Source organism: Mesobacillus boroniphilus (assembly GCF_018424685.1).
Classification (GTDB): Bacteria; Bacillota; Bacilli; order Bacillales; family Cytobacillaceae; genus Mesobacillus; species Mesobacillus boroniphilus_A.
This window is the reverse complement of record NZ_QTKX01000005.1, coordinates 1-18,794: the sequence shown is the minus strand read 5'-3', so window position 1 is coordinate 18,794 and position 18,794 is coordinate 1. Positions and strand designations below refer to the sequence as shown.

19 protein-coding genes, 2 rRNA genes and 1 pseudogene are annotated in these 18,794 nt (G+C 42.1%); 1 reads left to right on the top strand and 21 read right to left on the bottom strand.

Going from position 1 to position 18,794, the window contains the following annotated elements:
- Nucleotides 1-30: 30 nt before the first annotated feature.
- From ispE to metG, 9 genes and pseudogenes are all read right to left on the bottom strand, one after another.
- Nucleotides 31-900 carry a 4-(cytidine 5'-diphospho)-2-C-methyl-D-erythritol kinase gene (ispE, locus tag DYI25_RS21315; protein WP_213372698.1) on the bottom strand — a complete coding sequence of 290 codons (870 nt, stop codon included), beginning with the start codon at nt 898-900 and terminating at the stop codon, nt 31-33.
- Nucleotides 901-1,273: 373 nt separating this feature from the next.
- On the bottom strand, nt 1,274-1,453 hold the full coding sequence (locus DYI25_RS21310; protein ID WP_213372696.1) for a small, acid-soluble spore protein, alpha/beta type: 180 nt from the start codon (nt 1,451-1,453) through the stop codon (nt 1,274-1,276).
- 155 nt (nt 1,454-1,608) lie between these two features.
- Nucleotides 1,609-1,872 carry a biofilm formation stimulator Veg gene (gene veg, locus DYI25_RS21305; protein ID WP_023613322.1) on the bottom strand — a complete coding sequence of 88 codons (264 nt, stop codon included), beginning with the start codon at nt 1,870-1,872 and terminating at the stop codon, nt 1,609-1,611.
- 196 nt (nt 1,873-2,068) lie between these two features.
- Nucleotides 2,069-2,947, bottom strand: coding sequence for a sporulation peptidase YabG (gene yabG, locus DYI25_RS21300; RefSeq protein ID WP_213372770.1), 879 nt, complete (start codon nt 2,945-2,947; stop codon nt 2,069-2,071).
- 243 nt (nt 2,948-3,190) lie between these two features.
- Nucleotides 3,191-4,069 (bottom strand): 16S rRNA (adenine(1518)-N(6)/adenine(1519)-N(6))-dimethyltransferase RsmA, encoded by an 879-nt coding sequence (gene rsmA, locus DYI25_RS21295; protein ID WP_213372694.1) that lies wholly within the window; start codon nt 4,067-4,069, stop codon nt 3,191-3,193.
- Nucleotides 4,062-4,622, bottom strand: coding sequence for a ribonuclease M5 (gene rnmV, locus DYI25_RS21290; RefSeq protein ID WP_213372692.1), 561 nt, complete (start codon nt 4,620-4,622; stop codon nt 4,062-4,064). Before rnmV ends, rsmA begins: the two co-directional genes overlap by 8 nt.
- Nucleotides 4,623-4,849: 227 nt before the next feature.
- Nucleotides 4,850-6,034, bottom strand: a pseudogene (locus tag DYI25_RS21285) (ubiquitin-like domain-containing protein).
- Nucleotides 6,035-6,271: 237 nt separating this feature from the next.
- Nucleotides 6,272-7,039: a TatD family hydrolase gene (locus DYI25_RS21270; RefSeq protein WP_213372688.1), complete on the bottom strand. Its 768-nt coding sequence runs from the start codon at nt 7,037-7,039 to the stop codon at nt 6,272-6,274.
- Nucleotides 7,040-7,434: 395 nt separating this feature from the next.
- A complete protein-coding gene (metG, locus tag DYI25_RS21265; protein ID WP_213372686.1) occupies nt 7,435-9,387 on the bottom strand; it encodes a methionine--tRNA ligase in 1,953 nt (650 codons plus the stop codon).
- A 690-nt stretch (nt 9,388-10,077) separates the two neighbouring features.
- Between metG and DYI25_RS21260 the strand changes: the two genes are divergently transcribed.
- On the top strand, nt 10,078-10,365 hold the full coding sequence (locus DYI25_RS21260) for an AbrB/MazE/SpoVT family DNA-binding domain-containing protein (protein WP_041968001.1): 288 nt from the start codon (nt 10,078-10,080) through the stop codon (nt 10,363-10,365).
- Between the two features lie 67 nt (nt 10,366-10,432).
- Here the strand turns inward: DYI25_RS21260 and rsmI are convergent, their stop codons facing one another.
- The 12 genes from rsmI to DYI25_RS21200 form a co-directional block, all read right to left on the bottom strand.
- Nucleotides 10,433-11,314: a 16S rRNA (cytidine(1402)-2'-O)-methyltransferase gene (gene rsmI, locus DYI25_RS21255; RefSeq protein ID WP_213372684.1), complete on the bottom strand. Its 882-nt coding sequence runs from the start codon at nt 11,312-11,314 to the stop codon at nt 10,433-10,435.
- 23 nt (nt 11,315-11,337) lie between these two features.
- Nucleotides 11,338-12,081, bottom strand: coding sequence for a tRNA1(Val) (adenine(37)-N6)-methyltransferase (locus tag DYI25_RS21250; protein WP_213372682.1), 744 nt, complete (start codon nt 12,079-12,081; stop codon nt 11,338-11,340).
- A gap of 105 nt (nt 12,082-12,186) precedes the next feature.
- Complete coding sequence (gene yabA / locus DYI25_RS21245) at nt 12,187-12,558, bottom strand: DNA replication initiation control protein YabA (RefSeq protein ID WP_213372680.1); 372 nt, start codon at nt 12,556-12,558, stop codon at nt 12,187-12,189.
- A gap of 13 nt (nt 12,559-12,571) precedes the next feature.
- Nucleotides 12,572-13,402: a PSP1 domain-containing protein gene (locus DYI25_RS21240; protein WP_102264785.1), complete on the bottom strand. Its 831-nt coding sequence runs from the start codon at nt 13,400-13,402 to the stop codon at nt 12,572-12,574.
- Nucleotides 13,395-14,402: a DNA polymerase III subunit delta' gene (gene holB / locus DYI25_RS21235; RefSeq protein ID WP_213372678.1), complete on the bottom strand. Its 1,008-nt coding sequence runs from the start codon at nt 14,400-14,402 to the stop codon at nt 13,395-13,397. Before holB ends, DYI25_RS21240 begins: the two co-directional genes overlap by 8 nt.
- Nucleotides 14,403-14,415: 13 nt before the next feature.
- Nucleotides 14,416-14,763 carry a YaaR family protein gene (locus DYI25_RS21230; RefSeq protein ID WP_342032552.1) on the bottom strand — a complete coding sequence of 116 codons (348 nt, stop codon included), beginning with the start codon at nt 14,761-14,763 and terminating at the stop codon, nt 14,416-14,418.
- Between the two features lie 119 nt (nt 14,764-14,882).
- Nucleotides 14,883-15,212: a cyclic-di-AMP receptor gene (locus DYI25_RS21225; RefSeq protein ID WP_023613337.1), complete on the bottom strand. Its 330-nt coding sequence runs from the start codon at nt 15,210-15,212 to the stop codon at nt 14,883-14,885.
- 371 nt (nt 15,213-15,583) lie between these two features.
- Nucleotides 15,584-16,216 carry a dTMP kinase gene (tmk, locus tag DYI25_RS21220; protein ID WP_213372676.1) on the bottom strand — a complete coding sequence of 211 codons (633 nt, stop codon included), beginning with the start codon at nt 16,214-16,216 and terminating at the stop codon, nt 15,584-15,586.
- Nucleotide 16,217: 1 nt separating this feature from the next.
- The gene (locus DYI25_RS21215; RefSeq protein ID WP_213372675.1) at nt 16,218-17,648 is read right to left on the bottom strand and encodes an aminotransferase class I/II-fold pyridoxal phosphate-dependent enzyme; all 1,431 of its coding nucleotides are present in this window, start codon (nt 17,646-17,648) and stop codon (nt 16,218-16,220) included.
- A gap of 86 nt (nt 17,649-17,734) precedes the next feature.
- Nucleotides 17,735-17,938, bottom strand: coding sequence for a sigma factor G inhibitor Gin (locus DYI25_RS21210; RefSeq protein ID WP_213372766.1), 204 nt, complete (start codon nt 17,936-17,938; stop codon nt 17,735-17,737).
- A 516-nt stretch (nt 17,939-18,454) separates the two neighbouring features.
- Nucleotides 18,455-18,570 (bottom strand): 5S ribosomal RNA (gene rrf / locus DYI25_RS21205).
- A 99-nt stretch (nt 18,571-18,669) separates the two neighbouring features.
- Nucleotides 18,670-18,794 (bottom strand): 23S ribosomal RNA (locus DYI25_RS21200); the annotation flags it as partial.

Here is an 18,794-nt window from a genome sequence, read left to right as displayed (position 1 = left end):
TTAAGGTTAATATACCACCATTATACGGATTTAATCAAGAGTATGGCGCTCTCCAAGCATTCTCACTGCGAATACCTGGTCGCAAAACCCTCGTAGACCGTTATAAATACGATGCATCCGCGAATCATGTGCCACAAGGCTGAATACCGTCGGGCCACTGCCACTCATTAAGACGGCATCAGCACCGAACCTCTTCATTTGGTCCTTGATTTGCGCTACCTCAGGATAAAGCGAAAGCGTCACATCTTCCAAAACATTGCCGACACTGTTGCAGACTCCATTGAAATCTCCATTTTCAATCGCGGATATCATTTGCTTTGTAGGCGGATGCTGAACCTTCTCTACATTAAGACGGCGATATACCTCCGCTGTCGATACACCGATAAATGGCTTCGCCAAAACGACCCAGCACGTCGGTGGTGCTGGAAGTTCCTCAATAATTTCTCCTCTGCCTGTTGCAAGCGCTGTCCCTCCGTATACACAGAAAGAAACATCTGAGCCAATTTCAGCGCCGAGCACGGCAAGCTCGTCCAATGACAGTCCAAGCTTCCATAGCTTATTCAAGCCTCTTAACGTTGCCGCTGCGTCACTGCTGCCGCCAGCAAGCCCTGCTGCCACCGGAATAGTCTTCTCAATACCGATGACAACACCTTGCTTCACCTGGAACCTCAGCTTCAAAAGATGCGCTGCCTGGTAAGCAAGATTCCGCTGATCATCTGGAACAAACCGATTATGGGAATGGATCACGATCCTGTCTTCTTCTAGTAAACTAAGTTCGATGCGATCAGCCAAATCAATCGTCGTCATGACCATTTCCACCTCATGGTAGCCGTCCGGACGTTTGTGCAAAACATCAAGTGACAAATTGATTTTTGCTGGCGCCTTCACTAAAACCTTCACAACTTCCACCTACTTTAAACGAATTCCACATTTTGTCCTATTTTACCACAAAAAGAATAGAAAAGCGCAAGCGCCTTGGTCAGCCCCGACAAGCGCTGAAGCTGGAAAATTATCTAATTTTTCAAAAATACTCTTTGAGTAAAATAAGTAAGACTCCTCTGCAAGAAACATTCCTTTATTTTATCATTTGCGTAATGGCGAATACAGTAATTTCACAAAGAATTAGAATTGCAGGAGGATACATGGAAGTTGCTCTTCGTTATTTCCATAGAAAAAGCCGGAGCAAGAGCCCCGGCACCGCGATGGATCTGAATTTTATTGGCAACTGCGAAAAACAGCTATGTGGCAGGTTACAAAGAAATTTTTCATCTGGTCAGCGGTTTTGGTTCGTAAGCTGCTGTTCGGCCAGCTCAATCGCTCGCTTAACCATGTTACCTGCATCCTTGGCTTTGATTCCGCCCCATCCTTCATTCTGGACGACATCATAGAAGCCAAGTTCTTTTGCAAGCTCTTCCTTCAACCTTTCAGACATAATTCCTCTTCTTCTGCCCAATACTACCAGCTCCTTTCACCACCGCGGTTATTTTAGTATTTTTGAAAAAAGAGATTTTCATGTGCTCCTTATTTATCCTGCTTTCTGGAAAATTAGGCAAAAATAAAAAGCAGCTAACTCGAAAGTTGACTGCCTGTACTGTATTGAGCCAAGAATTAGCTCAAAGCAATTGATCCTGTTGTATCTTCAAAGAAGGTAATTTCCACTGTTTCAGTTAAAACATCTGCGTAGCTGTACGAAACACGTTCAAAAGCATTTTCATCCTGGTCAAGCTCGATGACGAAAACTGAAGGATAAGTTTCCGCTAACACGCCAGAACGTTCAATCGTCTTTCTTCGTCCTCCGTTGGCCTTTAGCATGAGTCTTTTTCCTAAGTTTGAATCAAGCGCTTTTTTGATATCCGATAATGTTTTTGGCATTCGGTCCACCTCACTGTGTAAAGTATAACACGCTGACACCATTTAGTCAAACAAAAACATAAATTATAACAGTACTTAAATTTAAAAGTCAATATATTTCGGTCTTCTTTTTCTTCTAAATTTCAACAATTTTAGAGTAGCCTTTAATGCGATAAAATATGTACAAAAAATAAAAAAACGCCGGACCGTATTCTATTCAGTCCGACGAATTTTTCTTATATGGCATTCCCGTCCTTAGTACTCCCTTTGTTTCGATCCCGCCCAGGCCTTTATCCCCAGTCAGTGTGTTCCGAAGTACATCCCACACGTTTATGCGCTCCATGAATGGCGTAAAGCTGATTTTAGCGACGATATAGACTGGGTCAAGCGCATGGATATTAACTCTTGAAGGTGAACTGGCAAAGTTAGCCCCGGCGTGGATTAACGACTCAAAATGAGACTGGCACGCTCCGGCAAAAATGACCAGTTGGTCCAGATGGGGAACTTTCTTTCGTGCCTCTCTTACTGTCTGCACAAAATGCTTGGAGTGGCGATAAGCATTGATATCATCCATAGCTCCTTTAGACTTTGAATAGGCATCATGCCCTGTTATGACCAATATATCCGGCCGGTAATAATCAAGCAGCATCCCGACTTTCTCCGGCATTTCTTTTTCATTGCAATGAAATCCATAAACAGGGACCCCGACTTTCTCATAAAGGGTCAGGCACTTTTTTAAATAATTTGGATCTCCATCTATATGGAGCACCTTCCCAGGCATCTGAAAGTAGTTATATGACTTGCTGTATCCCTCTGTAACTTCATATTCCTGTTTTTGCTGTAATAGGTCAACATCCTGCCTGAAAAGCTTATATGACTGTTCTTCAAGTGACCGGAATTCCTTTGTCAGCCTCATGCGCATACTAGGATCGATTTTTATTAAATCTTCATAGGGCGCATCCGCAATCAATCGGAAATCCTCACCGTATAATATCGCGATTTTTTTGCCATGTTTCTCTCTGATATCGATAACCCGGAACATAATGTCGCATTGATGCGAAACCCTGCCGACGATATCCATGAGGTTAATATTCATCATCCTCACTCCAATTGCCCCGCACACAGGCTGCGCTAAATGGTATTCTTACATAAAATATGCAGATACCCATAGACATGTGCTTTTGGGACTCTGAAGGATTGCCCTAGGACAGAATTTCCTTGGATTTACTGGTTATTTTCCTTAAATTTATCTAAAAGCTTTTTTCCTGAAAAATAGTTTATATTTCTTATTTACAGTTTTTATTCATAAACGCAAATAAAGCCCGGAAGTCTCCGGACTTTAGTGAAAATATGGATAAAGCGCATTGCTCAATTGTGCGAATTCTTCGATCGTGAGAGTTTCTCCCCTGCGTGACTCTTCTACTCCTGCCTGCCGGAGCGCCGCCTGTATACTTTCTTTCTTCTGCTTTCCGTCCGGCAGCTGGCTAGTCAGGTTATTCAGGATCGTCTTCCTTCGCTGGGCAAAACTTGATCTGGTGACGTGGAAGAAGAATTTTTCATCCTTTACCTTCACAGGCGGTTCATCATGCAATGTCAATCTTATGACGGCTGAATCTACGTTCGGCTGTGGCATAAACACCGTTTTTGGAACAATCATCACGGTTTCAGCCTTTGTGTAATACTGAACTGCAATAGACAGTGAACCATATTCCTTCGTTCCCGGCTTGGCCGAAATTCTGTCGCCAACCTCCTTTTGGAGCATGCAGACGATCCCCCTGATCGGCAGCCTTTCCTCAAGCAGCTTCATCAGAATAGGTGTTGTTACGTAATATGGCAGGTTGGCAACGACCATAACATCCTCTTGCTTCTCAAATTCCTGCTTCATCACAGCTTGAACATCTGCTTTCAATACATCACTATGGATGACTTTTACGTTTGGATAAGGGGATAGTGTATCCTCCAATATCGGCAGCAGGCGCTGATCAATTTCAAAAGCGACTACCTTTTCCGCTCTTTTCGCCAACTGCTCAGTCAACGCTCCAATTCCCGGTCCAATTTCTATCGCACCGCTATGGTCGGTTAACTCCGCATGGTCGACTATGCGATTCAGGATATTCGTATCGATCAAAAAGTTCTGTCCAAGACTCTTTTTAAAAGAAAAACCGTACTTATCAAGTATTTCCTTCGTTCTCATCGGGGTAGCAATATCTTTATGCATTTTGTTCCTCCTTAAGGATTTCTGCCAGTGCAGCTGCGAAATCCTTTCTTTTCACCTGAAACATCATCAGGCGCTTGTGTAGCTGTTTCCCATTTGTATAACCAATACGCAGCAGCCTGCCAAGCTTCTCACGCCTCTCCCTGGAGCCAGGGCCGCCGATCAGACCCGCAACAATTAAGTCTTCCTGGGTAATCTCCTCGACTGCCTTTGCGTCCATTACCTGAGCATCCTTCAGTGCTTCTCGGATCACTTCTGGAGATGCATGTTCCACACCAATGCCTCTCCCGGATTTGGGCTTGGCCAGCTCTTTTGGAATAAAAGCATGCTTGCACCCTGCAACCTGCTCTGAAATGGTTTTGCGGATTTTTTCACCTGGAAAATCAGGATCGGTAAAAACAATGACTCCCCGCTTTTCATGGGCATTCCGAATCCGTTCAATGGTATCCGAATTAATCGCCGACCCGTTCGTTTCAATTGTATCCGCGTCAACAGCACGCCTGATCGCCGTCGTATCATCCTTGCCCTCAACTACAATGATTTCTTTTAACTTCATGGTTCCTCCGTTAAAAATGCATACGCCAATTTATTTAAACAGCATTGGATTCGTTGAATATAAATTTATGAAAGTAAAAATTTTTTCTTTGAAATAAATGAAACATTTCTGAAATATAATCGTCTATATAGGTGTAAAGTTTTTAAGCCATTATGCTTTTCTTATTATACCTTAAAGATTCATTGAAAAAACAAAAATGCAGAGGAAGGTTCCCCTGCATCCATGAATTAATTTAGGATTTTAATTTTGACGCGCTTACGGCCCCAGCGGTATGCATCCGCCTTTGAGGCAAAAAAGACATCGATCTTATTGCCTTTGATAGCTGATCCTTTATCGGCAGCTATTGCATAGCCATAGCCTTCAACATATACTTTTGTTCCTAGAGGGATAACACTTGGATCTACCGCAATGACCTTGATATTAGGGTTTGCCCTTAGGTTGATCCCAGTAGCCGTGTAGCCTGAGCATCCGTTACAGTTAGCAGTATACGCTGTGGAAGAAACATAGAATTCCTTTCCTGCCGGTTCACTTGAGCCACGGGATACTTGAGCTACGATGACCTTCGTTCCCATTGCCACGACTTTATCCTGTTTTTCTTTCAATTTCTTTTCACTGACCAGTTTTCTTGATACTTCCTTGCCGTTTTCAAGGATTACTTCATATTCCTTGGAAAGCAAGCCTTCCTGGCCTTCCGTTACGACTTTCTGTTTTCCTTTTTCCAGTTTGCTGTCATTTTTCGTAATGACTGCATAGCTAATTGGTTCTTCCACTACATCGGTGACTTTTTCAACTCGAATGACATTAATCACGGCATCTTTTGTGACTGTCTGCTTTAACGCAGGCTCAACACGGTCCATTTCGTTCAGTGCGATTCCTTGCTGTGATAAAAAGTCAGCGACCGTAGTCGAAGTCGACCATACATCTTGCTCTTTTCCGCCTACTACAAGCTTAAGCGGGAAAGCTCTTTGAATGGCAATCTTCAAATCTTGCTTTAATTTAGCGTCTGGGTTTAGGTTTAACTTGTCGTGTTCATTTATAACGATATTCTGTTCTTTCAGGAATTCCTCTACAGTATCGGCTGCTGTCCAATACGTTTTCTTTTCCTGATTCTGTATTAACTCTACCTATTTTGCCGGTTTCCACACGATTGATAGGTTGTTCTTAACCTCCGTGTTTGCCGCCAGCGATAAATAATCCTCTGAGCGCAATGAAATATTGAGATCATTAAATATATCTTGGATAGTATTTGCGTGTGTTTTAATGACTCTTTCTTCGCCATCCAGTGTCAATGCGACTGTCTTTTTGGTCCCTTCATACATGAAGAACCCAAGAGCAGCGGCAAAAACTACGAAACTAGCAGAAAAAATCACCAGTTTCTTCTTACTCAAAGTCTTGGAAAACAGGTTTTTCATACTATTAATCACGATGAAAAACGCCTCCTCTTCTCGGAGTGATTATAAAGATATTGTTGCCGACTTGTCAACCCAGACACCCTTGCCAAGCGTAGTCCCTATTATGCAAGATGCTCCATAAAAAGAAAAGCAAGAGTTATCGACACGGTTATCCTATGTCGTAAGTGAGACATGTAGAACTTTTTAGAAACATAAAAAGTTTGGACAACCTTGTTGAAAAATCGACAACATTCCTTATCACTTTATGCCGAATAATTTTTTTGCATTTTTGGCTGTTTCGTCTGCCACTTCCTCAAGAGTTAACCCTTTCAGTTCTGCAATTTGTTCGGCTACCAATTTTACATAGGCTGGTTCATTTCTCTTTCCGCGATATGGATGCGGCGTCAAGTAAGGGCAGTCTGTTTCGACCAAAAGACGGTCTAAGGGAACAGCCTCTGCTACTTCCTTCGGTTTTTTCGCATTTTTAAATGTTACCGGCCCTCCAAGCGAAATATAAAAGTTCATCTCAATGCATTCAAGTGCGGTTTCCACACTGCCGCTGAAGCAATGCATGATTCCGCCTACTTCTCCGGCATCTTCTTCCTTTAAAATTTCAACTATGTCCGCTGTTGCATCACGATTATGTATGATTATAGGAAGTTGAACTTCTTTTGCCAGCCTGATTTGCTTGCGGAAGACCTCTTTCTGGATTTCCTTCGGCGACTTGTCCCAGTAATAATCCAGTCCCATTTCCCCAAGTGCCACTACTTTTGGATGACTCGCCAATTCTTTTAGCCAATCCAAATGCTCCTGAGTCAGATCAATTGCATCGACTGGATGCCATCCGACACTCGCATAAAGAAAGTCATAACTTTCCGCCAGCTCTATTGCCTTTTTTATAGTGATTTCATCGAACCCGACAACTACCATATTCGTAACACCTTCAGCAATTGCGCGGTCAATGACGTCCTGGAGATCTTCGTTGAATTGTTCTGCGTTTAAGTGCACATGTGTATCAAAAAGCATGTCAAAACTCCTTTGCTGCAATGCCCGCAGTTCCATTCTATACATCCTTAGCTAGAGGTAGAATAGACTTACTGCGATGTTCTTATTATTGTGATAAAGATGTGTCGATATCATAACTTTTTTTCGATGTCCAGGTCAAATTTTTCGGGTTCGCTTTCATAAAAACCCGACAAGTGTCGGGAGTGCTTGGTATCTAACTCTCTTACTATCATAAATCACTCTTTTAAAAAAATAGCTTTTTTAACACAAAAAACCTGAAAATGTTACACATGAAACATTTCCAGGTTTTCATTTTTAATTATTGGCTGTTTTCGTAAAGATTGTTGTTAAAAGAAAAATAGTTCATTCACTCTTTTTTGTGGTCATTAGCAACAAAGTTTGAGAAAAGAGCCTAATTATTTAACTTTAGCACCGATAGAAAGTGCATCGTCTACTGTTGCGAGTGACATGACACCGTCTTTTTCCCCGGCAAGGATCATTCCCTCGGAAAGTTCCCCGCGGAGTTTGACCGGCTTGAGGTTCGTCACGCAAATTACCTTTTTGCCGACAAGATCTTCCGGTTTATAGTACTTCGCGATTCCAGAAACTACCTGGCGCTTTTCATAGCCTAGGTCCAATTGAAGCTTTAGCAGTTTATCCGCCTTTTTAACAGGCTCTGCATGAACAACCTTCGCAACACGCAGCTCGACTTTCATGAAGTCATCAATCGTGATTTCATCCTGAATTTCAGGCTTTTCTTCCTCTACAGGTGCTGCCGGAGCAGATCCCTGCATCTTTTCCTTGATGAACTCAACTTCTTCCTTCAACTCTAGTCGCGGGAAGATCGGCTCTCCTTGAACAACCTTTGTACCAGCAGGAATCTGGCCGAATTCCTCTAAGCTTTCCCATGTTTGAAGTGCTTCGGATTCAACATTCAGCTGGGCAAAGATTTTATCCGGAGTTCTTGTCAAGAATGGCTTCAAAAGGACCGCCACTCTTCTCAATGATTCAGCAAGGTGGACCATCACATCAGCCAATTCAGCCTTCTTTTCTTCATCCTTTGCCAGCACCCATGGCTGCGTTTCATCGATGAACTTATTGCAGCGGCTGATCAATTGCCATACAGAAGTAAGGGCAACGGAAAACTCCATTTTCTCCATAGCTTCTTCATACTTCTGGACTGTTTCCTTGTTCACTCCGAGCAGCTGCTTGTCAAATTCCCCTTCGGAACCATTGTAAGCTGGAATTTCTCCGTCAAAATACTTGTTGATCATCGCTACCGTTCTGTTCAACAAGTTTCCAAGGTCATTCGCAAGGTCAAAGTTGATTCTTTCGACAAACCCTTCAGGAGTGAACACTCCATCAGATCCAAACGGAACTTCACGAAGCAGATAGTAACGAAGTGCATCAAGGCCATAGCGGTCAATCAGTGTAACTGGGTCGACTACGTTCCCCTTGGATTTCGACATTTTTCCGTCCTTCATCAAAAGCCAGCCATGGGCGAAAACCTTCTTAGGAAGCGGAAGGTCAAGTGCCATCAGCATAATTGGCCAGTAGATTGTATGGAAGCGGACAATTTCTTTACCGACAAGATGGACATCAGCCGGCCAGTAATTCAAGTACTTGGAATCATCGTCCGTTCCATAGCCAAGAGCCGTAATGTAGTTCGACAATGCATCGATCCATACATAAATGACATGCTTCGGATCGCCAGGGACCTTTACACCCCAATCAAATGTTGTCCTGGATACAGCCAGGTCCTCAAGTCCAGGCTTAATGAAGTTATTGATCATTTCATTTTTACGTGATTCAGGCTGGATGAAGTTCGGATTCTCTTCATAATATTTCAGCAGCCTGTCTGCATATTTGCTCATTTTGAAGAAGTATGATTCTTCCTTAACCTTTTCGACAGGACGGCCGCAATCCGGGCAGTTGCCATTTTCAAGCTGTCTGTCTGTGTAGAAGGATTCACATGGAGTACAGTACCAGCCCTCATATTGATCAAGATAGATATCACCTTGTTCAAGAAGCTGGGCGAATATTTTCTCTACAATCTGCTTGTGTCGGTCCTGGGTCGTACGGATAAAATCATTGTAGGAAATATCCAGCTTGCCCCAAAGCTCCTGGATGCCTTCGACGATTTCATCTACATATTGCTGCGGAGTAATACCTTTTGCCTCGGCATTCCGCTGAATTTTTTGACCGTGCTCATCCGTACCTGTCAAATACATGACATCATAGCCGCGAAGTCTTTTATAACGGGCCATTGCATCGCCAGCTACCGTCGTATAAGCATGGCCGATATGTAAATTGCCGCTTGGATAATAAATCGGGGTTGTAAGATAAAAGGTTTTCAGTTTCTCTTCCATGAAGATCCTCCTTAACTAAAACTGCTAGTTCATTCTAATAGTAGTTATTATACCAGTTAATGCACTGGGATTCATAACACTTTAATGCAAAACAAAGGCCCATTATAAATGGTTTCTATATTCATTTAATATAAGGCAATGAATAAAGAGGAATTTGAAAAAACTTTCTCCACTACGGACATTCTCCCTATAAAGTTTACGAATTTTGTCAGTAGAGAATTTAAATGTGGACTATACTTTATCAAAAAAGCCCTGCCTTAATTCTTGGGCAAGAGCTTAATAGCCGATTATAGTATTCTGCATAATTAAATCATAACCAAATCCATTAATAGAATATACCTGATGCCAAAATAATGTCCATGCCATTGAGAATTTGTCGAATTTGTGACATTTGTGTCGAAGAACATTGTAGAATTTTGTCGAATTATGCTTCGAATATTATTCCCGCAATAATACTTTTCTTCTATCCTCATTTTGAGAAAACCTCACCACTCCTTATTTTCTCTTGATTTTTTAATCCATAAAGCTTGGTATGAAAAGGTTTTCGCAATTGTGTTAAAAATTGTTAACAGAAGAAAAATAAAATAATTGACGGTTATTGGAATCGCTGGTATTATAAAACCAATAAGAGAAAAATGTCGAAAAATGACGAACTTAATATAGGGGAAAATGAGAGGAGATTAATTTATTATGAAATCTACTGGTATCGTACGTAAAGTTGATGAGCTTGGCCGTGTGGTAATTCCAATCGAACTTAGAAGGACTCTTGGCATCGCAGAAAAGGATGCTTTGGAAATTTATGTTGATGATGACCGCATCATCCTTAAGAAGTACAAGCCAAACATGACTTGCCATGTTACTGGTGAAGTTTCTGACAACAACATCACATTGGCAGGCGGCAAACTGATTCTTAGCCGTGAAGGTGCTGAACAGCTTCTTAAAGAAATCCAGGGAAGCTTCGAACCTGTAAAAGCTTAAATATAATATTCAAGGCCGTGGATAAATCCACGGCCTTTTTTATGTGCTGTTTTCACACAAGATCACGTTATCCTTTTACATGATACGCCTGATAAACCTCTCGCTTTTGCATCCCTCTATCTTTGGCTGTTTGCTTAATTGCATCCTTAGAGTTCATTTGTTCTTTGGAAATATAATGTTCGACATGCTCTTCCATGCTTAATTTCTCCCACCATTGGTTCTCTTCTTCGGCAATGGTATTAGGAGAAGCTCCTTCGACAATCAATACAAATTCCCCACGGACTTCTTCTGCCTCTGCCCATGCCATTGCCTCTAAAATCGTTCCCCTCAGGAACTCCTCATATTTCTTCGTCAGTTCACGGCATAGGACAATTTTTCGATCACCAAGTCCATCAAGCATCAAAGATAGAGTTTCCTTCAGCCTGTGGGGAGATTCATAAAGGACGATGGTTGCAGTCTGCTTTGCCAGCAGCTCAAGTTCCTTCTTCTTATCCTTTTTTCCTCTCTGGAGGAATCCATAATAATAGAATGGCTGAGGAAGAATGCCAGAAGCAATCAAAGCTGTCAAGGCAGCATTCGCCCCTGGCAGCGGAACGACAGTCAGCCCCTCGGCGATTGCTTCGGCCACCAATTCCGTGCCTGGATCAGAAATGGTTGGCATTCCTGCATCACTGACAAGCGCGACTTTTGCTCCCTCCCTGATCTTTTCAATCAATTTATGTCCGCTGCTTTCCTTATTATGTTCATGATAGCTGGTAACGGGCGTTTCAATCTCAAAATAATTGCATAGCTTTTTCGTGTTCCTCGTATCCTCAGCCGCAATCAAATCGGCTTCCTTCATCATCCTGATCGCCCTGAATGTCATGTCCTCAAGGTTCCCGATAGGAGTCGGCACAAGGTAAAGAATCCCTTTTTCATGTTCCCGTTCAAAGCTTTTCTGCTGCTGCATGTAAATCACCCGTTTCTCTTTGCTTATTTGCTTCCATATAACATCTCTTTAATAACTGGTGTGTACTCATTATTTTCATCATATACCGTCAATGGTTCAAGGATTTTAAGGTCTGGGCTCCCATCCTTGATCGCCTCTACCAAAAGCGTATTCGCTTCCTTCCCGGCCTTTGGATAAACAAACTGGATCCGCTTAGGCTCAAGCCGATATTTCCTCATGATTTCGATGATATCGATCAATCTGCCTGGACGGTGGACAAACGCAACCTTGCCGCCCTGCTTTACTAGCTGGCTCGATGATTTAATTGCATCCTCAAGTGTGCAGAGTATCTCATGACGCGCAATCGCCAAATGTTCATTCATATTTATTTCTTCCTTTGAAGGTGTAAGAAAATAAGGAGGATTGCATGTTACGACATCATACTTCTCGTAGCCGAGCTCTTTGGCCGCATCCTTAAGATCACCATGAATCATATGTAATCGATCTTCAAGATTATTATATTCGATACTGCGGACTGCCATATCATACAACCGCTCCTGAATCTCCACTCCGGTGATTGTCCCCTTTGTCCTTGCGCTTAAAAATAGCGGAATCACCCCATTGCCGCTGCAAAGGTCGACAATCTTGCCTTTTTGGATTGGCACCCAGACAAACCTTGCAAGCAGTACAGCGTCCAGCGAAAATGAAAATACATTCGGGCTCTGGATAATCCTTAAATCCTCTGCCAACAAATAATCCAATCGTTCATCTTCCCGTAAGTTAACCATTATAGATAGTTCCTCCATATGCATTAGGTAAATCGCCCAGGCCGTGATGGCTCTTTGGTTTTTAACATTATAAAAATAGCCTTCCCTATTAAGGAAGGCTGCCAATTATTTTTTATTAAGAAAGGATAGACAGAACAGGCAATCCTCTTTGCGCGGGCTTCCGAAATGCAGGTTACAGATGTGGAAGCCTTCCTGATAAAGACGGGCAAGGTTGTCGTAGCCTTCACCGATGTCGACCACGTTTTTATCATCTTGAGTCTGATTGCTGTTTCCCTTATCGCTTTTCTTAATGGTTGGATCTTTTTTACCTATGGATTGATCCAGACGGCGTCTTAAATGCTCATTTTCCAGCTTTAATGCATTATTCTCTTCCAAGACCTCTGCCAAATGCTGTTTTAACTCACCAAGCTGACGGTATAAATCACCAATCTGCGATTCCATATTACTTACTGAGTCAAAGATATCTTTTTTATCCACCTGTTCCACCTCATTAATCTGTGGATGATTGCAACGATACAGCTCCTGCTTCCTGTATTTCCTCAAGTGTATATTCCAGCACGCGTTCCTGGCCAGGTATATCGACTTGCATGACTCGTTCCAGGATGTTCAACCCGACAACTTTTCCAGTACCATCAGGTGTAACAATCATTTCACCCAGGTCAGGCAGCTGCTCTTTCGCTGATTCATATTCGTCGTTCTCATATTTCAAACAGCACATGAGCCTGCCGCAAAGGCCGGAAATTTTCGTTGGGTTAAGCGAGAGGTTTTGATCCTTGGCCATCTTGATTGAAACTGGATCAAAGTCCCCAAGGAACGTTGAACAGCAAAGCATTCTGCCGCATGGTCCTATCCCGCCAAGCATTTTCGCTTCATCCCTTACGCCAATCTGGCGCAGTTCAATCCTTGTCCGGAAAATCGAGGCCAAGTCCTTGACCAATTCCCGGAAATCGACGCGGCCGTCAGCCGTGAAGTAGAAAATGACTTTATTGCGGTCAAATGTATATTCAACATCAACAAGCTTCATATCAAGCTGATGTTCATTCACTTTATCACTGCAAACGTCGTACGCTTCCTTTGCAGCTGTTTTGTTCTCCTCGACAATAAGGCGATCCTTCTGATCTGCAATTCTGACTACCTTTTTCAGAGGCAGGACAACATCCTTCTCGCCGACCTGCTTACGGGGAGTTACCACTCTGCCGTACTCTACGCCCCTTACAGTTTCGACAATGACGAATTCGTCCTTTTGAATTGAGAGATCGCCGGGATCAAAATAATAAATCTTCCCCGCTTTCTTGAAGCGGACACCTACTACATCATACAAGTGTAGATCCCTCCTGCAATTTTAACACCAGCTCTTCCATAAGCAGCTGGGGATTCATATTGGCATGCAGCTTCCTCTTCGCCTCCAGAATGGCTGCCATTTGTTCGGTAAGACGCCGTCCGGATGTCTGTAATGCAAATTGTTCTAAACGTGAGCTTTCGCTTAGAAATACAACCTGGTCTTTCTTGCCAAGCTGAATGTATAGTAAATCCTTAAAAATAAGAAGTAATAAATCCAAACCTCGATCGATTTGTTCTTTCTCTTTAAAGTGCATAAACCAGTTCTCTTGAAGCGCGACCATAGCTTCAAGTGAATTCTTCTTCAGCACTTCATATAATTTTAACACTATTTTTTGTGCTTGTGCAAACCAATCATCATTACTTATCTCTAAAGCTTCTTCCAAATTATTGGTTAACTGGGCCAATAGCGGTGCCATCTGCGGTTGTATCCCAATGGCTATCAATTGTTCTGCCATATTTTTAGGAGATAAGGGTGTAAAATTGATCAACTGGCATCTCGACAAAATCGTCGGCAGCATTTGCTGTGCCTGCTCGGTGATCAATACGGCAACAGTTCCTGCATGCGGTTCCTCAAGGAACTTAAGCAAACTGTTCGCCGCATTTGTCGTCATCCGATCGGCATGGACGATAGTGTAAAGCTTATTTTTTGACTCTACACCTGTTTTCGAAAACTCCTCCTGAAGCTGCTGGATCTGCCCTTTCTTGATCGACAGGCCATCAGGCTCGACAAGATGGATATCCGGATGGTTGCCATGGTTGATCCTTTTGCAGTTCAAGCAGCTTTCACAAGGTTTATAGCCATCAACCGGAGCATGGCAATTGATGCTCTTGGCAAGAAGAATACTAATCTCCTTTTTGCCAGTGCCCCTCATTCCTTCAAATAAATACGCATGGGCTATTCGATTTTTCAGGATGCTGTTTTTTATCATCTTCAAAACATTCGGCTGAAGTCTCTCCAGCTCGTCCCACGTCTTTGCCAATGCGATCACTCACTTACGTATATAAATTGATCAACAGCCCGTTGATTTCCCCCATTTTGCCGAGGATATCAATCTGTTCATCTTTATTATCCATTAACTCTTCTGTCAACTCGACAAGCTTCTCATCAATTGTTTCTACAAGCTTCAGTGACCTGCCTTCACCATATTGGTTCGAGCTATGCGAGTGCTTCAGCTCCATACCAAAGTTGACAGTTTCTTTTACAAACTGCTTAACCAGTGTCTTGAACTTGGCCAGGTCCTTAAACGTCCTCGACCGGGCAAGCCTCTCACCGGCAGACTCGACTTCCTTCATTAATTGCTGCAGCTGTTCAAGCTGCAATTTATGTTCTTGATTCTGCACAAGGTCATTGAACTTGATTCTGCCCCCTAGCTGTTGTTTTGATCCTGACGGACTTTATCTATGTTAAGGCGCATATCCTGATTAATCTCATCTCTTGCTAAACCTCCGGGTATTTCCCGTTAAAATTGATGAAACTGCTCAACAGGCAATACGAATACAGTCGCTCCCCCAACCTCTACTTCCACAGGGTAAGGAACATATGAATCCGCATTCCCTCCCATCGGGGAGACAGGTGCTACCAGCTGGTCACGCGATTTACAGTTATCCCTGATGACCTCCAATGCCTTTTCTACCCTGATGTCTTCAGTTCCTATGATAAAAGTGGTGTTTCCGGACTTCAGGAACCCACCAGTACTAGCCATCTTTGTTGCGCGAAAATTATGGTCTACTAATGCATTTGATAGACGGTTGCTATCCTGGTCCTGGACCACAGCTAAAATTAACTTCATTCATTATCCCCCTAGACTTATTTCGTAGACTTGCTGCTTTCATAACCTAATGTACCGATTGGCTCATCACGCAACAACCTTGCGAAAAGTATTTTTTCATTCCGTAACATTTGTATCTTCATTATAACAGGATTCATGTGACAAGACATGATTTAAACGCAAAATCCCATCGGCTTCCAGTTGAAATTCACATATCTGTATATCGCTTGATTTTATTAGCAAATTATAGATCTTCATTCGAGAAAATAACCTTTTATTCGCAAACTTACGGTGTTTATTTGCAAATACCACCTTCTTATTCGCAAACAGGAAAAGTTTCCAGCAAAAAACAAAACAAGCCTGATAGAAAACAAGGCTTGTCTTACTGGATATTATCTATTCAATAGCTCTTTAATTTTGCCTTCAGCTTGTTGATAAACTGCTTCTAATTCCTTTGAAGCGTCAATTTTGAGAATCCTGTCCGGGAATCTCTCGGCAATCATCATATAGCCTTCTCTCACCTTTTGGTGGAATTCGAGCTTCTCCATGTCAAGGCGATTCACTTCGCGTCCCTTATTTTTATTGATCCTTTCCAGCCCAATCTCCGGCGCAACATCAAAGTATAGAGTCATCACTGGCATCATATTTTCTATCGCAAATTCGTTGATTGAATAGACCTCATCAATACCTAAACCACGAGCATGTCCTTGATAGGCAAGAGAACTATCAACAAAACGATCACACAAGACGATTTTCCCTTCTTTTAAAGCAGGCTTCACTTTTTCTGCGAGATGCTGCCTCCTCGCCGCTGCATATAAAAGCGCCTCTGTACGCGGGTCCATCGCAGTATTTTCCGGATCCAGGATGACTTTCCTGATTTGTTCGGCAATCTCGATGCCTCCAGGCTCACGTGTGGCCACAACTGCGTATCCTTCTTTTTCAAGATTTTGCGCTAGCATTTGAAGGATCGTTGTCTTTCCAGAACCATCCGGACCTTCTATCGTAATAAAAATTCCTTTTTCCAATTTAAAGCCCCCAACTCTTAAACACTTTTATTTTACCAGCATGCAAATATACTCCGCCCTGGATTTTCGCTTCTTTTTCTTTTAAAAATAAAATTGTATCAATATCATCTTCTGTCAGAATTTCACCAGGGAGACAAAGCGGAATGCCTGGCGGATAAGGAATGATTTGTTCAGCACAGACTCTTCCTGCGGATTCCTTCAACAGGACATATTCAGTCTGTTGAAGCTCCATCTCTTTATAACTGACATTTAAAGTTGAAATACTTTTATGAACAATCTTTGATTCAGGTTTATTTCTTCCATCAGGCATAGTACTTGCAACCTCGGCAATCTTTTCAGCTGCTTCATGCAAGCGATGCTTCATGCCATGCTTCAATAAAGGAAGTACGAGCAGCACGTTATATGGGTCGGCCAGTTCCGTGAAGATCCCATTTGATTCAAGTCTTGATTGCATTTCGAAACCAGACCAGGCGCCATTTGACTGGATAGTCAACTTTAGTGGGTCATCATGCTGCAATATACGAATCGCATCTAATTTTTGCAGCTTTTTTTTGAATTCCTCTATCTCATCTTTCAGATACGAGATATCTTCCTTAGTATAAGTACCCAGATAACTGCGTGCCAAATCAAGGGAAGCCATCAATGGATACGAGGGGCTGCTTGACTGCAGAGCCTGCAAATAGAACTTTAGCTTGCTGAGTGATACACGATTCGTTTGATAATGAAGAAAGGCCCCCATGGTCATCGCTGGCAATGTCTTATGAGCTGACTGTACGACAAGATCAGCTCCAAGTTCAACGGCAGAAGCCGGAAAATAATCCCCTGCGATAAAATGGACTCCATGAGCCTCATCCACCAAGACAGGAATGCTATATTCATGAGCTAAATCTATAAGGCTCTTGAGATCATAAGTTAGTCCGTAATAATTAGGGTGCGTTAATATAAGTGCCTTTGCATTCGGATACTGGCTGATTGCTGATTTAACCCCATCAATGCTTAACCCTGCAGCCACTCCGTATTCTCCATTGTATTCCGGGCTTATAAAAACGGGTTTTGCTTTTGCAAGTCTTATAGCATTCATGATTGATTTATGGGAATTTCGCTGAACAAGCACCACATCATCTTCATCAATCACAGCCATAATCATCGCAAGATTCCCAACAGTGGATCCATTTATTAAAAAAAAGCTTTTTTCCGTACTATAAAAATCCCTAAGTAATTCTTCAGCATCAAAAATAACTCCCTCGGGTGAATGAAGGTCATCCAATCCCGTTATTTCAGTTGCATCCAATTTTAAAATTTGATTATAGAAGGGTTGTCCCTCTTCGGGAAAAAAAGCCCCATTCTTGTGCCCCGGTACATGGAACGATAAAGGGCTTCCGCTTGTATGCTTAACCAATTGAGAGTACAAGGGTGTTTTAGATTGATCCATAGTCTCACCTGTATATATATAAATTCACACCTATCTATTCTAACACTGTTTTTTAGCAAAAAAAAATAAAAGCTCGAAATGAGCTTTTAACTGTAAATGCCAGGTTTCGTTACTTTCCTTAGCTTTTCTACGTAATATTTATATTTAGGATCACTCGTATCTGTCTTAATCATGATGCTCTCACAGTCTGTGCATATAAAAGAAGTATACAGGTGTATGCCAGCCGTTTTCGTCTGTTCGCAAATCACACACGTTTCCCCAATTTGATTTTTAGCTAAAAGCGAACCCAAATTCTCCACCTCCGTACACCTATTGTTGCCAGGATCCTTTTTTTGTATACAATTTTCCGAATAATATTTTAGAAAGTTTAGTTGTTTTATATTTTATGATTGACATTCGATTTCCTTGTATGTCTTATAACAATTTAGGTTGGTTTTATTATTTGATTAAGCTGTTCGCAAGGGGAAACAAGGGACCGTTCTTATGTTTTATAATAATATGGCAGCTTGAGGACAATTTTGAAGATCCAGGACAATGTTTTTGTGATATGGATGAAATGAATTTCCCGTAAAAGGGGGCCTGAGAATGGTTCAACAATATCATCTTTAAGCTTTATTGGCGATTTTTTGATTTTATCGACCACATTATTGAATATATCGGCGAATCTGTTATTATATCGACCACATTTTAGAATATTTCGACCAACTTGATAAAATGGGGAAACAGTTTAAATTCATGATGTTTAATTAGCCATTACTTTTCTAATATGCAAAAAAAGAACAGCCATTACAGCTGTTCTTTCATGTGCCCGGCGGCGTCCTACTCTCACAGGGGGAAACCCCCAACTACCATCGGCGCTGAGAAGCTTAACTTCCGTGTTCGGTATGGGAACGGGTGTGACCTTCTCGCCATCGCCACCAGACTATTTGGTTTGAGGAAAATTATTTTGCTTGCGCAAAAACTTTGTTCCCTCAAAACTAGATAATGTGTAAGAAGAATTTAGAAGAACGAGTAATCTAATTTGGTTAAGTCCTCGAACGATTAGTATCAGTCAGCTCCACACGTCACCGCGCTTCCACCTCTGACCTATCAACCTGATCATCTTTCAGGGTTCTTACTAGCTTGCGCTATGGGAAATCTCATCTT

What these genes read in the sequence shown, in the direction of transcription:
- veg (WP_023613322.1), bottom strand. Translation starts at nt 1,872, where the DNA reads ATGCCAAAAACATTATCGGATATCAAAAAAGCGCTTGATTCAAACTTA.
- yabG (WP_213372770.1), bottom strand. Translation starts at nt 2,947, where the DNA reads ATGAATATTAACCTCATGGATATCGTCGGCAGGGTTTCGCATCAATGC.
- rsmA (WP_213372694.1), bottom strand. Translation starts at nt 4,069, where the DNA reads ATGCATAAAGATATTGCTACCCCGATGAGAACGAAGGAAATACTTGAT.
- rnmV (WP_213372692.1), bottom strand. Translation starts at nt 4,622, where the DNA reads ATGAAGTTAAAAGAAATCATTGTAGTTGAGGGCAAGGATGATACGACG.
- DYI25_RS21270 (WP_213372688.1), bottom strand. Translation starts at nt 7,039, where the DNA reads ATGCTTTTTGATACACATGTGCACTTAAACGCAGAACAATTCAACGAA.
- metG (WP_213372686.1), bottom strand. Translation starts at nt 9,387, where the DNA reads ATGGAAGAGAAACTGAAAACCTTTTATCTTACAACCCCGATTTATTAT.
- DYI25_RS21260 (WP_041968001.1), top strand. Translation starts at nt 10,078, where the DNA reads ATGAAATCTACTGGTATCGTACGTAAAGTTGATGAGCTTGGCCGTGTG.
- rsmI (WP_213372684.1), bottom strand. Translation starts at nt 11,314, where the DNA reads ATGCAGCAGCAGAAAAGCTTTGAACGGGAACATGAAAAAGGGATTCTT.
- DYI25_RS21250 (WP_213372682.1), bottom strand. Translation starts at nt 12,081, where the DNA reads ATGGTTAACTTACGGGAAGATGAACGATTGGATTATTTGTTGGCAGAG.
- DYI25_RS21225 (WP_023613337.1), bottom strand. Translation starts at nt 15,212, where the DNA reads ATGAAGTTAATTTTAGCTGTGGTCCAGGACCAGGATAGCAACCGTCTA.
- DYI25_RS21215 (WP_213372675.1), bottom strand. Translation starts at nt 17,648, where the DNA reads ATGGATCAATCTAAAACACCCTTGTACTCTCAATTGGTTAAGCATACA.